Here is a 12,932-nt window from a genome sequence, read left to right as displayed (position 1 = left end):
GCTCCTTATTCGGCAGGCTGAAGGGCGGGAACAGCGCCGGGCATCGGCTCCTCCTCGCGCTGGTAGCCGAGGATGGTCATGGCGATGTTCCAGGCCATGATCAGGGCGCCGGAGAGGTACATGGCCCCGCCGATGGCGCGCATGACATAGTAGGGGTGCATGGCGGCCACGGTTTCGGCAAAGGAGTAGACCAGGAAGCCCTGCTCGTCGTATTCGCGCCACATCAGGCCCTGCATGATGCCAGACACCCACATGACGGCCGCGTAGACGACGATGCCGAGCGTCGCCAGCCAGAAGTGCCAGGTGACCAGCCGCAGCGAATAGAGCCGTTGGCGATTCCAAAGCTTCGGCACCATGTAATAGATCGCGCCGAACGAGATCATCCCGACCCAGCCGAGCGCACCGGAGTGCACGTGACCTATGGTCCAGTCGGTATAGTGCGACAGCGAATTGACCGTCTTGATCGACATCATCGGGCCCTCGAAGGTCGACATGCCGTAGAAGGCGATGGCCATCACCATCATGCGGATAATGGGATCGGTGCGTAGCTTGTCCCAGGCGCCCGACAGCGTCATCAGGCCGTTGATCATGCCGCCCCATGACGGCATCCACAGCAGGATCGAAAACACCATGCCGAGCGTCTGCGCCCAGTCGGGCAGGGCGGTGTAGTGCAGGTGATGCGGACCGGCCCAGATGTAGAGGAAGATGATCGCCCAGAAGTGGATGATCGACAGGCGGTAAGAATAGACCGGCCGGTTCGCCTGCTTGGGCACGAAGTAATACATCATGCCGAGGAAGCCGGCGGTGAGGAAAAAGCCGACGGCGTTGTGGCCGTACCACCATTGGGTCAGGGCGTCCTGGACGCCGGAAAAGGCGGAGTAGCTCTTGGAACCCAGGAATGAGGCCGGCATCGACAGGTTGTTGACCACATGCAGCATCGCGATGGTGACGATGAAGGACAGGTAAAACCAGTTGGCGACGTAGATGTGCGGTTCCTTGCGCTTCAGGATCGTGCCGAGGAACAGGATGAGATAAGCGACCCAGACGATGGTCAGCCAGATGTCCACATACCATTCGGGCTCTGCGTATTCGCGGCTCTCGGTGATACCGAGCAGGTAGCCGGTCGCGGCCATGACGATGAAGAGCTGGTAGCCCCAAAACACGAACCAACCGAGATCGCCGCCGAACAGCCGAGCGCGGCAGGTGCGCTGGACGACATACAGGGACGTGCAGAGCAGCGCATTGCCGCCGAAGGCGAAGACAACGCCCGACGTATGCAATGGCCGTAAACGGCCGAAGTTAAACCAGGGCTGAATGTTGAGATCGGGGTAGGCAAGTTGCAGCGCAATGACGACGCCGACCAGCATACCGACGACACCCCAGAACATGGTGGCGATGGCGCCATAGCGGATTGGCCCATCCATGTAGGCGGACGGGTCGATCGGAGCAGCCACTTCGAAATTCGTGTTGCGGATGAGGATGGCGACAAAGCCGAGCAGCACAAAAAACAGTACCCACATATGCTGCCGGAATGGCTCGTCCACACCGAACCCGGCTGCCACAAGGGCCGCAAATGTGAACAGGCCCAAGGCGAAGATTTGCGTGCCGAACTTCATGACCTGTCCCCGACCTCGGATTGGGATGCGCGGATACCAATCCGCTTGACACCAATTCCGCAGTCGCGGTGTCGCCGCCTTGATCCATGTCAAAGCTCAGCCCTTTCGGATTGGGCAGCGTGGCCCTTGCAAACGACCGGAGGCCGACGTTGAACCGGAAGAAATGGCAGGGATCGCCGCTGTTCGACGAAGGCGATGAAAATCCCATACCAGCTGGTCGATCCAGCAGAGAAGCGGTCCCGGCTGCCGTCATGAGGCGCGCGCACAGGGAAAAGCTGCAGCTCTGCGATGCTTTGGAGACAATTGCAGATGCCTTGCCCAGGGTCGACCGTCTGAAGTGCCTCGGCACGGCCAACGCGATCATTCCGCTGCTGCGCGACATTCATCGATACGAAGAGACGGTCATCTTCCCCGCCTATGAGGAGGCCACGGGAGGCAGCAATGCGAACCTTGCCTCAACCAGGCGCTTGCGGGCCGAACATGTCGAGGATGAATGCTTTGCCGGCGAGGTGACCGAAACTCTGCTGGCCATCGGTCACGGCGAGACGGTCGAGAACCCCGAAGCCATCGGTTTCATGTTGCGCGGCCTGTTCGAGAGCTTGCGCCGGCACATCGCGTTTGAACGCGAGCACGTCCTGCCGATGATCGGGATCGTCGATTGATCCTAGTCGCCAGAGCGTCGTTGTAGCCGGGTCAGCTTGTCGACGGTGACTTCCCGATTGTTCTCGATCCGGATCACTCCATCTGATCGCAGTCGGGTTAGCTGCCGGCTCACTGTCTCGATCGTCAGGCCAAGGAAATCGGCGATATCGGCGCGCGTCAACGGCAGATCGAAACTTGTCGACTGAGCGGCCGGATCGAGCGTGGGATCGATGTTTCTGGCAATCATCAGCAGAAAGCTCGCCACTTTTTCCGCAGCGGTCTTGCGGCCCAGCGTGACCATCCAGTCGCGTGCCTCGTCGAGTTCGTTCAGCGTCTGCTTGAGCAGGCGGTGCTCGAGTTCTGGCGACTCTCTCATCATCCTTTCGACGGACGCCCTTGGAAACGAACACAGGGAAACGGACGTTGCGGCTTCGGCGTTGATTGCGCTTTCCACCTTGAAGGGCCGCCCCAGAAAATCGGGGGCGAACTGGAGGCCGACAATCTGCTGGCGTCCGTCCGACAGGCTCTTTGTCAGCTTCACCACGCCGGAAAGCACGTTCGAATAACTGTCGACGGTCTCGGTGTCGCCAATCAGTTCTGCGCCCGGTTCAACGGTATGCTTCGACGAGGTTTTGGCCAGGCCCACCAGTTGATCGGGATCGAGCGCACCGCATACACCATGGTGGCGCGCTTCGCATGATTGGCAAAGCACGGGAACGCCGGCGCTGTGTACATCCTGACGCACTGACACCACGATGGTCCGAGAAATCCGAAGGTGCCAGCAGGATATAGCATCCGCCCGAAAAAGCCTTGCGGCAGTTTGTCCGCGGCAAGATGGCATTGACCGAAATCAAGGCCGCCGGCGTCCAATGTGAGCAATGTCGCGCCATGCAAAGTGGAGCGGATAGAGACATGCGGTCAGAATTAGTTGCCAGACTTGGTGAGAACGTGCCGCGCTATACAAGCTACCCAACAGCGCCGCATTTTCATGCAGGCGTTGATGCTGCAATTTGTCGTGGCTGGCTGCAGGCGCTCAACGATGGCGATGAGATCTCGCTCTATCTGCACATCCCGTATTGCGACAAGCTTTGCTGGTTCTGCGCTTGCCATACCAAGCAGACACGCCACTACGAACCAGTGACCACATATCTGCGCTCACTGGATGCCGAGATCGCCACCGTCTCCAGTCTTGTCGCAGGCAAGGGCCGCGTGCGTGCCGTCCATTTCGGCGGCGGTTCGCCAACGATGCTCAAACCGGAGGATCTGGTGGCGCTGGGAACCGTCCTGCGCAACAGCTTCACGTTTCTGCCCGGTGCAAAGATCAGCGTCGAAATCGAACCCAACGATATGGACGATGCCCGCCTCGATGCACTCGCCGAAATCGGCATGACCCGTGCGAGCCTCGGCGTCCAGGATTTCGACCCGAAGGTGCAGAAAGCGATCAACCGCGAGCAGAGCTTTTTGCAGACCAAGACGGTTGTTGATGGCGTTCGTTCGCGCGGCGTCGAATCCGTCAATCTCGATCTGCTCTACGGCCTGCCGCATCAGACCAGGGAGAGCGTCGCCTCCACGGTTGCACAGGCACTGACCCTGGAACCGGATCGGATCGCGCTTTTTGGCTACGCCCATGTGCCGTGGTTCAAGAGACATCAGACGATGATCGACGAGGCGTGGCTGCCAGGGCCAGAGGAGCGATTTGCTCAATCGCAATTGGCGGCGCGGGCGATCGTGGACCAGGGATACGAAGCAATCGGCCTCGACCATTTCGCCAAACCGGGCGATGCCCTCGCGCTTGCCGCCCGCGCCGGAACACTGCACCGGAACTTTCAGGGCTATACCGAGGATCGCTGCGAGACCTTGATCGGCCTTGGCCCGTCATCCATCAGCCAGTTTCGCCAGGGCTATGCACAGAATATGCCTTCGACCGCCGAGTATGGACGTATGGTTGCTGATGGCGGGCTGGCCGCTGTTCGGGGTATCGCGCTTTCCGACGACGACCGTGTTCGCGGCTGGATCATCGAGCGATTGATGTGTGACTTCGCCTTCTCGGCGATTGAGCTGGTGGAGCGCTTTGGCGAAGCCGGCCAAAGACTTCTCCTCGAGGCGAGTTCCACGGCTCTTGATGGTCCTGCGCGGTTGCTTGAACTTGATGGTGACCGCTTCGTCGTGCCTGCGGAAAGCCGGCCATTTGTCAGGAGCATCGCGGCAAAGTTCGACAAATATTTCGAAACCGGCAAGGCCAGGCATTCGGTAGCGGTCTGAGCATCGGCTGCAGTCGGTTGGGAAGGCTACCTCCCGATCTGAACAGCGCAGATCTTCGACCGTGTCAGGAATCGCTTCTCCCGTCCGTTATCGAGGGAGAACATGCCGCCGCGGCCAGGCACTACGTCGATGATGAGATCGGTATGCTTCCACACCTCGAATTGCGAAGCCCCGATATAGAAGGGTGCGTCGCCGATGTGGCCGAGCAACACATCCTGATCGCCGACGATGAAGTCAGCACGCGGATAGCACATCGGCGAAGACCCGTCGCAGCAGCCGCCCGATTGATGAAACAGCACTGGTCCGTGCTCGGCAACAATCTCCGCGATCAGTTCAAGCGCTTCCGGCGTCGCCGTGACTTTTGCATGCATAGTCTAATCCGGTTTCCAGCCATTATGGGCGCGGCCCCGCGCGGGGCCGCGCCTGTGGGGCAAAGAGGTGATCAGAAGAAGCCGAGCCTCTTCGGGCTATAGCTGACCAGCATGTTCTTGGTCTGCTGATAGTGGTCGAGCATCATCTTGTGTGTCTCGCGGCCGATGCCAGACTGCTTGTAGCCGCCGAAGGCCGCATGCGCGGGATAGGCGTGGTAGCAGTTGGTCCAGACGCGGCCGGCCTGGATCGCACGGCCGAAACGATAGGCACGGTTGCCATCGCGGGTCCAGACCCCGGCCCCGAGGCCGTAAAGCGTGTCGTTGGCAATGCTGAGCGCTTCGTCATCGTCCTTGAAGGTCGTGACAGAAACCACCGGCCCGAAGATCTCCTCCTGGAAGATGCGCATTTTGTTGTGTCCCTTGAACACGGTCGGCTTGACGTAATAGCCGCCCGCCAGATCACCAGGCAGAACATTGCGGGCGCCACCGGTCAGCACCTCCGCGCCTTCCTGGCGGCCGATGTCGATATAGGACAGGATCTTCTCCAACTGCTCGGACGAGGCCTGGGCGCCAATCATCGTCGCCGGATCGAGCGGATCGCCCTGCACGATCGCCTCGACGCGCTTCAGCGCGCGTTCCATGAACGTATCGTAGATCGATTCATGGATGAGCGCGCGGCTCGGGCAGGTACAGACCTCGCCCTGGTTTAGCGCAAACATGACGAAGCCTTCGATCGCCTTGTCGAAGAAATCGTCGTCCTCGGCGACAACATCCTTGAAGAAGATGTTTGGCGATTTGCCGCCCAATTCCAGTGTTACGGGGATAAGGTTCTGGCTGGCATATTGCATGATCAGCCGGCCCGTCGTGGTCTCGCCGGTAAAGGCGATCTTGGCAATGCGCGGCGACGACGCGAGTGGCTTGCCCGCCTCGAGACCAAAGCCGTTGACGATGTTGAGCACGCCCGGCGGCAGCAGATCGCCAATAAGGTCGGCCCACAGCAGGATGGCAGCCGGGGTCTGCTCGGCAGGCTTCAGCACGACGCAGTTTCCCGCGGCGAGCGCGGGAGCAAGCTTCCAGCATGCCATCAGCAGCGGAAAATTCCAGGGGATGATCTGGCCAACCACCCCGAGCGGCTCATGGAAATGATAGGCGACGGTGTCGTCGTCGATCTGGGAAAGGCTCCCTTCCTGGCCGCGCACGGCGCCCGCGAAATAGCGGAAATGGTCGATGGCCAAGGGCAGGTCGGCGGCGGTTGTTTCACGGATCGGCTTGCCGTTGTCCCATGTTTCAGCGCATGCGAGGAGATCGAGGTTCTCCTCCATGCGATCGGCGATGCGGTTGAGGATGAGTGACCGCTCAGCAACGCTGGTGCGCCCCCAGGCGTCCTTGGCGGCATGTGCCGCGTCCAAGGCCACCTCGATGTCCTGGGCATCCGAGCGCGCCACCTCGCAAAGTAGCTGACCGTTCACCGGCGAGAAGTTCTCGAAGTAGCGGCCGGCGCGGGGCTCGGCCCATTTCCCGCCGATGAAATTGCTGTAGCGCTTGTCGAAGGGCGCCTTGACCGAGCGTGAGAATTCAACCTTGTTCATGCGTATTCCTCCCAAAGCTGACGTCGCGGGATGCGACGCTTCGGAAGAGACTTGCGATTTCCGCCTGTGGTTGTCACCGTACCGGTCACAGTGGTCGGAGGCGATGTGTCGCAGAATTGCGACAGTCAGATCGAAAGGTCAGTGCGTCCGGTGAACATCAAGGCGGTTGAGTTTGCGGTGAAGCGTCGCGCGGCTAATCCCAAGTGCCTGAGCCGCAGCGGAGACATTTCCGTCTGCCCGTGCCAGCGCTCGCTGCAGAGCTGCGCGCTCTGCCTCAGCGAGAATTTTGGAGTCACTCTCGGCCCAGCCGAGCAGATCGGCGGCGGGCATTGGTTTGTCGAGGCACTGCTGCGTAATGCCAAGTGCCAGGCGGGCCGAACGGGTCGCGCCGACCACGAGCTCGTCGGCATCGACGGCGATGAGCGCGCCGGAGCCTTTGTCGCTCACCGGCGCCAGCAGAATTCGCGCCTTCGGGAATGCCATCCTGAAGTTCTCCGCCTCGATCCGGCGCGCCGCGTCGATCACGGCGATCGAAATGAGATTGGCGAAGGCCTCGATCAGGTCAGCCCGGCAGGAAGACACGTCAAGAGCAGCCACAAGATTCCCCTCGTGATCGTGGATCGGGGCGGTGGTGCAACTGAGTACCGTGTTGCGCGTATGGAAATGTTGGTCACGGTGAATTGTCAGCGCGCGCCCTTCGACAAGACAGGTGCCAATTCCGTTGGTGCCCTGGCTTTCCTCATTCCAGACCGAGCCAGTCCACAAACCCCAGGAATGAAACGTCTTGTCGTCTACGGGCGCGCCGCGCCGTTCGATCGGCACGCCGTCACGATCGGCGAGTAGGACGCAGCATCCGACGCCGCCTACCGCAAGATAGAGACGATCGAGACTTGATTGCGCGGCGTTGACGAGAGGTTCGATGCGTTGCCGGGCCTGCCCCAGTTCGGCCTCGGTCAGATAATGTGGAGGGCTGCGGTCAGCTGGATCGAGCCGATGCAAATTGGAAGACCGGCGCCAGGACGCAACCAACGCCGACGTCGCCGCAGCGTCCGAAGCAATCGCCGCTTGAATGCGGTCAGCATGATGACCGTATAGTTTTTCGCCCATACTCATCCTCCCGAAACTGATTTCTTTCCTCCGATTAGCACGTAGTCAATTCGCCGAAAGAAGCAGAAGGCAAGTCGCTCTTGCCTAAGCACCCATCGAGAAAGCCTACCAACAGAATGCCACGCAATCATTGATCGGGAGCAAGTCTGCGCATCGGTTGGTCAGAAATGCTCACCGGCCTTGAACGGTCCGATACGGGTGCCGGCTGCGATCAGGTAGGCGGTCGACCAGCCGATGAGCAAGAACCCGTTCACGCCCTCCAGCGCCGCCAGGACACGCCACGCGTGAGCTGGCACGATGTCGCCATAGCCGACCGTCGAGAAGGTGATGGTGGAAAAGTACAACGCCGTTTCGAAATCGGCGAAGATATCGAGCAACCGGTATAGCCCGGCCCAGAGCCACACCTCCGCGGTCATGACGGCAAAGAGGCCCATCACCACGCTGATCATCGCCACGATGCGGCTGCGGCGCCCGTGCATGCGAAAGCGGGAGACAAGATATCCCATCGCATGTGTGACGGCGATAAGGCCAAAGGTGTGAACCAGCACCGTCAGGCTTATGACGATCGTGCCGATGAGCAGATTTAGAATCATGGGTGACCCTACCGGTCGGAATCACGACACTGTTTGCGCCAGATCAAATCTGCAGTTCGCGGTTGTTGCTCTGGCCTTTCGGCCGGGTTTCGCATCCCCATGCTCGACATGCAGGCCGGGTTCGCGGGCGTGGCGTGGAGGCAGATCGCTACGCCATGGATACCTCTCGGGTATCGCGAGCTCGCGGCAAACCCCTACGAGATCATGCGGTGCAATACGGGAAAGAGCCTGATTTTTTTGCCGACGTCGCGGCCAATCTTCCACATCGTCATCAGGTCTTCTGGGAACGCCTTCATGAGATGTTCCGTTTCGGGGTCCTTCGGGCGCCAGTATGACCGGCACACGGTTGTGGAACGTCGCCATGGGCGGATTCGGCGGCGGAATGCGCGAGAGCCGCGTCTTGTCGCGCGGCAGCCCTTCAAAGCCTTCCTCAGCGAAGCGCTCCTGCCAGCGCCAGACACAGGTTGCCGGTCCGCCGCCTTCCGAGAAACTCCCTCAGCTTCTCAGCTCTTTAGAGAAATACATCCACGCCGACGACCAGCTGCCGAAGCTAGTGCGGACGGGTCTCTTGCATGCCCAGTTCGAAACCATTCACCCCTATCTCGATGGCAATGGGCGGATCGGGCGCCTGATGATCGCCCTCCTGCTGGAACACTGGGGAACTTGAGGGCTCCGCTTCTCTATCTCAGCCTCTTCTTCAAGCGTCATCGCGAGGAATACTACCGGCGCCTCAATCTCGTGCGGCTAGAGGGCGACTGGGAGGGCTGGATCGATTTTTTTCTCGATGGCATCGCCACGATCGCCGATGAAGCTGTCGGCTCGGCGCGTGAATTGTTCAACCTCGGCAGCGTGGATCGCACGCGGCTGCTGGGTGTCGAATCCGTATCCGTTTCAGCTCTTCGATTGTTCGAGCGGCTTCCGCGGCATCCGATCGTGACCGTCGCATCGGCGATGAAGCTGCTCGACACGAGCAAACCGACCGCAGCCCGCGCCATCGAGGTGCTGGCCGAAATCGGTATCCTCGTGGAAACGACGGGAAAGAAGCGCGACCGCAGTTTCGCCTATCGCGCCTATATGGAACGTCTGCGAACCGGAACGGAACTGGACTTCAGCCGATGAGCGGCCGGCGGCGGATCACTCAACCCTATAGCCGAGCGTCCGATATCCCGTTCGCCGTTTTGCTGCCATGCGTGCCAGCACTGGGACCATCTCATCAACATAGTCGAAGACGATAACGGTCAGCCAGGTCATGTAGTCTTCGGGCGCCAGTATGATCGGCACACGGTTGTGGAAAGTCGCCATGAGCGGATTCGGCTCACAGGTCAGCAGGTCGCGCCAATTCTCCCAGAGCGCCGCCAAAGCGAACGGCGACTTCATGGCACAGGCGGCCAACGACAACAATGTCCACCTCTTGAGAAAACACCGTCAGAAGGGGAGGATGGGAACGGCGGCGGACAATAGCAACGAGAGGAAGAGGAGCGGTTCATGACCCGTGTCGCGCTGTATGCCCGTCACTCATCGACAACCAGCGCGAAGCCTCTATCGAGGATCAGCTGCGGCTTTGCCGAGAGCACGCGGCCAGGGAGAAGTGGACTGTCGTTCGGACCTATGCCGACGCCGCCGTATCCGGCGCAAGCATCATCCGTCGACCAGACATCCAGCGGCTTCTCGCCAACGCTCAACGCGGGCAATTTGAGATTGTTCCAACCGAGGCACTCGATCGCCTATCACGCGACCAGGAAGACGTAGCCGGCCTCTTCAAGCGACTTCACTTTGCCGGTGTCAAAATCGTCACTCTCTCCGAGGGCACCGTAGACGAACTGCACTTGGGCCTCAAAGGAACGATGAACGCGTTGTTCCTGTAAGCCTCTCGATGCCTCAACTGAAAGGACAGTCTTCCATCTTTCTCGGACCTTTGCCGACGGTCGCCGGTCAAGAAGTTGTGACCCGAAGCCGACATTTGTCTGGACCGTCGGTAGGTCTCGTCAGGGTGGAAACCGGAAGTTCGACGCGAACCCAACAGAGAGCTCGCCGGCTGTTCACAGCTGCTCTACGGGCTCGGTCCTCGGACAAGCCGGCCAGAGAACTATCCTTCCAGAAGCGGCGCGGGATGAAGGGGCGCGTCCGCCTGGCCGGACGTGACGCGCAGGAGAGGGCATCTTTGCAGCCGCGACGATCACTCCGGCACGCCGGCAATACCCAACGCTTCGACGTAGTGCTCGGCGAACACCTTTTCCCGCCACGGGTTGATCTGCCTCTGCAGGCCGAGCGTGTAGGTCGGGAACGCCTCCATCAGCCGCCGCGCCGCCGCCTGCGCTTCGTCCGGCCGGTTCAGTTTGACCAGCGCCATGATCACCACCCGGTGCGAGGAGCCGTAATTCGGCATCTCGCGCAGCGCTCGTTCTCCCCAAGCCAGCGCTTCCTCGTAGCATTCGAGCATCAGGTAGCTCATCCCGATGCCGGAGAGCGCGATGCCCTTCTCGGGGTCGACCGGACTCAGCCGCATCGCCCTGTGGAAGTGCTCGATCGCGACGAGGGGGTGGCCGGAATGGGTGTTCACCCAGCCGCTGCCCGTATGGCCCTGCGCCGAATTGGGGTTGAGGAGCAGGGACCGTTCGATCGTGTCCAGCGCCGTCTCGTAATCCTTGGCGCTGTAGGCGATCACCTGCGCGGCGAAACGCAAGCTTGTCGGGTCGTCTCGCGCGTCCGCCAGCACCTCGCGGGCCATGCGCACGGCGACGCGGATATCGTCGGGCTCGTGCCAGCACTGACTCACCGACAGGCTGCGGATATAGGCACCGAGTGCCTTCGCCAGGGTGAAGTCTGGGTCGATGCTCAGCGCCTCGTTGGTGAGCCGGCGCACGTCGGCGAAGCCTTCGCGCGTCATGCTGTAGAAGCGCGGCAGCGCACGAAGGTAGAGGTCGTAGGCACCGATGTAGTCGGTCGGCTTCATGCGCGCCTGCTTGATCTCCTGCAGCCGGATGCTCGGTTCGACAGCGCCGACGACGCTCTCGGTCACCTTGTCCTGCAGGTCGAAGATGTCGCTCACGTCGCCCTCGAAGCGGTCGGCCCAGACATGGTGTCCGCTGATCGCGTCCACCAACTGCCCACTGATGCGCACCCGCGATCCTGCTCTGCGGATGCTGCCTTCGAGCACGTAGCGGACGCCCAGCTCGCGCCCGACCTGGCGCAGGTCCACCGCCCGGCCCTTGTAGGTGAAGGACGAGTTGCGGGCGATCACGAAGAAGGAGTTCACCCGGCTCAATCCCGTGATGATGTCCTCCACCAGCCCGTCGGCGAAGTATTCCTGGTCGGGATCGCCGCTCATGTTGGTAAAAGGCAGAACCGCGATCGAGGGTTTCGCGGGCAGCGGAGGCGATGCAGCCACCGAGGCGCCGGCGTCGGTCTCGACGCGGTAGGCGCGCACAGGCCGCTCGATGTTCTTGAGGCGCAGATTGCCGAGTGGCGTGAAGCCGCAGTCGAGCTTGCCCTGAAGGTGGTCGTAGGCGGTGCCTGAGACGACCACGGTGCCGGGGTCGGCGATGCTGTCGAGGCGGGCTGCGATGTTGACCCCGTCGCCGTAGAGGTCGCCGTCCTCCTCGCAGACCACGTCGCCGAGATTGACGCCGATGCGGAAGCGAATCCGCTCTTCCTCGGGCATCTCCGCTTCGTGTTCTGCCAGGGCCTGCTGGATCGCCATCGCCGAGGCCACCGCGTTGACGACGCTCGCGAACTCACACAGCATGCCGTCGCCGGTGAGCTTGACGATCCGACCCCGGTGCTCAGAGACCAGCGGTTCGAGGAGGTCCTTGCGGTAGATCTTCAGCCGCTCGAGCGTGCCGCGCTCGTCGCGCTCCGTCAGGCGCGAATAGCCGACGACGTCGCACACCATGATCGCTGCGAGGTGGCGCTGCGTGTTCATTGCACCGCTCGGCCAAGCGCCTGCACGCGGGCCGCCCCGCGTCCATGTCCTGCCAACTTCCTGACGCCCCATGTGCACGGTATCCGTCCCTCCCAGTCGCCGCCCGTCGCCGATAGAGAACGGAAAACGCAGCTCGACCTTGCCTTCACGAGATTTCGCTATCCCGCTTGCGAGGCGTGGAGCGATCCAGTCGCCGCGCTAACAGCCAACCGGCGACACGCCCACGCTGCCTCTGGGAACGCTGACACGCCACTCCCAGAAGGCCGGAGATATTTGCTGCCCTTGGTAACCGGTTGACGCCACCGTGGCGGTGCTTTTGTCACCGCGATGTAACGGCGAGATGCCCTACGAACGCGCGCATCGGGCATCACACCAGACGTTCGCGCTTTAGAGGTGGTGAGGTCGGAAAGTGGCGCTCTGTGCTCGTTGCCGCCGACCGATTCAAACGGCAGGGCCTAACCGATAGTGTTGAAAAAGTCCGGGTTGCAGCAGTCCTGAAGCACTTCTCTATTCGGCATGTTGAGGTCAAGCGCTTTCGAGCTTGCGGCTTCTCCGGCGTTTGACGTCTTTCGCGGGGCCTCGCTTCTCTACGGGATCGGCTTTAGCCCTCCCAGCATGGGATCAGGAGAATGAAGCGGCACAATCTGATTCGCGGCCTGATCGGCTGCAGTGAGCGACCGGTCCGAGTGCTTCAACGAACTCGCCTCATCCATCGTCCCGCGAAGGACGTGCTTTCGCCGGTGGCGGAACTTGTCTCTCTCCTTACGGCCTTTCCGGTCAGATAGCGGCTGGCGAGGCCTCCCGCGTCCAGCGGAATTCGGTGCCGTCCA

12 protein-coding genes and 1 pseudogene are annotated in these 12,932 nt (G+C 61.3%); 5 read left to right on the top strand and 8 right to left on the bottom strand.

Going from position 1 to position 12,932, the window contains the following annotated elements; all coding sequences use genetic code 11:
• Window positions 1-5: 5 nt before the first annotated feature.
• Window positions 6-1,616, bottom strand: a complete 1,611-nt coding sequence (gene ccoN, locus NKI72_RS01295; RefSeq protein ID WP_352849818.1) for a cytochrome-c oxidase, cbb3-type subunit I — start codon at window positions 1,614-1,616, stop codon at window positions 6-8.
• A gap of 251 nt (window positions 1,617-1,867) precedes the next feature.
• Between ccoN and NKI72_RS01290 the strand changes: the two genes are divergently transcribed.
• A complete protein-coding gene (locus NKI72_RS01290; RefSeq protein WP_352473148.1) occupies window positions 1,868-2,278 on the top strand; it encodes a hemerythrin domain-containing protein in 411 nt (136 codons plus the stop codon).
• Between the two features lie 2 nt (window positions 2,279-2,280).
• Here the strand turns inward: NKI72_RS01290 and NKI72_RS01285 are convergent, their stop codons facing one another.
• Window positions 2,281-3,009, bottom strand: coding sequence for a Crp/Fnr family transcriptional regulator (locus tag NKI72_RS01285; RefSeq protein ID WP_352473150.1), 729 nt, complete (start codon window positions 3,007-3,009; stop codon window positions 2,281-2,283).
• A gap of 161 nt (window positions 3,010-3,170) precedes the next feature.
• Here NKI72_RS01285 and hemN point away from each other — a divergent pair, with 161 nt between their 5' ends.
• The gene (gene hemN, locus NKI72_RS01280) at window positions 3,171-4,520 is read left to right on the top strand and encodes an oxygen-independent coproporphyrinogen III oxidase (protein WP_352473151.1); all 1,350 of its coding nucleotides are present in this window, start codon (window positions 3,171-3,173) and stop codon (window positions 4,518-4,520) included.
• A 26-nt stretch (window positions 4,521-4,546) separates the two neighbouring features.
• Here the strand turns inward: hemN and NKI72_RS01275 are convergent, their stop codons facing one another.
• The 4 genes from NKI72_RS01275 to NKI72_RS01260 form a co-directional block, all read right to left on the bottom strand.
• On the bottom strand, window positions 4,547-4,891 hold the full coding sequence (locus NKI72_RS01275; protein WP_352473153.1) for a DUF779 domain-containing protein: 345 nt from the start codon (window positions 4,889-4,891) through the stop codon (window positions 4,547-4,549).
• Between the two features lie 71 nt (window positions 4,892-4,962).
• Window positions 4,963-6,480 carry an aldehyde dehydrogenase gene (adh, locus tag NKI72_RS01270; protein WP_352849817.1) on the bottom strand — a complete coding sequence of 506 codons (1,518 nt, stop codon included), beginning with the start codon at window positions 6,478-6,480 and terminating at the stop codon, window positions 4,963-4,965.
• Window positions 6,481-6,618: 138 nt separating this feature from the next.
• A complete protein-coding gene (locus tag NKI72_RS01265) occupies window positions 6,619-7,587 on the bottom strand; it encodes a GAF domain-containing protein (RefSeq protein ID WP_352473156.1) in 969 nt (322 codons plus the stop codon).
• Window positions 7,588-7,748: 161 nt separating this feature from the next.
• Complete coding sequence (locus tag NKI72_RS01260; protein WP_352473158.1) at window positions 7,749-8,180, bottom strand: potassium channel family protein; 432 nt, start codon at window positions 8,178-8,180, stop codon at window positions 7,749-7,751.
• A 331-nt stretch (window positions 8,181-8,511) separates the two neighbouring features.
• Here NKI72_RS01260 and NKI72_RS01255 point away from each other — a divergent pair, with 331 nt between their 5' ends.
• Both NKI72_RS01255 and NKI72_RS01250 read left to right on the top strand, forming a co-directional pair.
• Window positions 8,512-8,847 carry a Fic family protein gene (locus tag NKI72_RS01255; protein WP_352473160.1) on the top strand — a complete coding sequence of 112 codons (336 nt, stop codon included), beginning with the start codon at window positions 8,512-8,514 and terminating at the stop codon, window positions 8,845-8,847.
• Window positions 8,844-9,299 (top strand): Fic family protein, encoded by a 456-nt coding sequence (locus NKI72_RS01250; protein WP_352849816.1) that lies wholly within the window; start codon window positions 8,844-8,846, stop codon window positions 9,297-9,299. The genes NKI72_RS01255 and NKI72_RS01250 overlap by 4 nt, the downstream gene beginning before the upstream one ends.
• Window positions 9,300-9,314: 15 nt before the next feature.
• On the opposite strand, the gene NKI72_RS01245 is transcribed toward NKI72_RS01250, so the two are convergent.
• Window positions 9,315-9,557 carry an SOS response-associated peptidase family protein gene (locus NKI72_RS01245; RefSeq protein WP_352473163.1) on the bottom strand — a complete coding sequence of 81 codons (243 nt, stop codon included), beginning with the start codon at window positions 9,555-9,557 and terminating at the stop codon, window positions 9,315-9,317.
• A 108-nt stretch (window positions 9,558-9,665) separates the two neighbouring features.
• Between NKI72_RS01245 and NKI72_RS01240 the strand changes: the two are divergent.
• Window positions 9,666-10,042 (top strand): annotated as a pseudogene (locus NKI72_RS01240) (recombinase family protein); the annotation flags it as partial.
• A gap of 314 nt (window positions 10,043-10,356) precedes the next feature.
• Here NKI72_RS01240 and NKI72_RS01235 read toward each other — a convergent pair.
• Window positions 10,357-12,102 (bottom strand): adenylate/guanylate cyclase domain-containing protein, encoded by a 1,746-nt coding sequence (locus NKI72_RS01235; protein WP_352473165.1) that lies wholly within the window; start codon window positions 12,100-12,102, stop codon window positions 10,357-10,359.
• Window positions 12,103-12,932: the final 830 nt, after the last annotated feature.

Source organism: Mesorhizobium sp. M0437 (assembly GCF_040321335.1).
Taxonomy (GTDB): Bacteria; Pseudomonadota; Alphaproteobacteria; order Rhizobiales; family Rhizobiaceae; genus Mesorhizobium.
This window is presented reverse-complemented; position numbering and strand designations above follow the sequence as displayed.

Coding starts and splice junctions, on each gene's coding strand:
- NKI72_RS01255 (WP_352473160.1), top strand. CDS start 8,512: ATGACCGGCACACGGTTGTGGAACGTCGCCATGGGCGGATTCGGCGGC.
- adh (WP_352849817.1), bottom strand. CDS start 6,480: ATGAACAAGGTTGAATTCTCACGCTCGGTCAAGGCGCCCTTCGACAAG.
- ccoN (WP_352849818.1), bottom strand. CDS start 1,616: ATGAAGTTCGGCACGCAAATCTTCGCCTTGGGCCTGTTCACATTTGCG.
- NKI72_RS01245 (WP_352473163.1), bottom strand. CDS start 9,557: ATGAAGTCGCCGTTCGCTTTGGCGGCGCTCTGGGAGAATTGGCGCGAC.
- NKI72_RS01265 (WP_352473156.1), bottom strand. CDS start 7,587: ATGGGCGAAAAACTATACGGTCATCATGCTGACCGCATTCAAGCGGCG.
- hemN (WP_352473151.1), top strand. CDS start 3,171: ATGCGGTCAGAATTAGTTGCCAGACTTGGTGAGAACGTGCCGCGCTAT.
- NKI72_RS01275 (WP_352473153.1), bottom strand. CDS start 4,891: ATGCATGCAAAAGTCACGGCGACGCCGGAAGCGCTTGAACTGATCGCG.
- NKI72_RS01260 (WP_352473158.1), bottom strand. CDS start 8,180: ATGATTCTAAATCTGCTCATCGGCACGATCGTCATAAGCCTGACGGTG.
- NKI72_RS01235 (WP_352473165.1), bottom strand. CDS start 12,102: ATGAACACGCAGCGCCACCTCGCAGCGATCATGGTGTGCGACGTCGTC.
- NKI72_RS01290 (WP_352473148.1), top strand. CDS start 1,868: ATGAGGCGCGCGCACAGGGAAAAGCTGCAGCTCTGCGATGCTTTGGAG.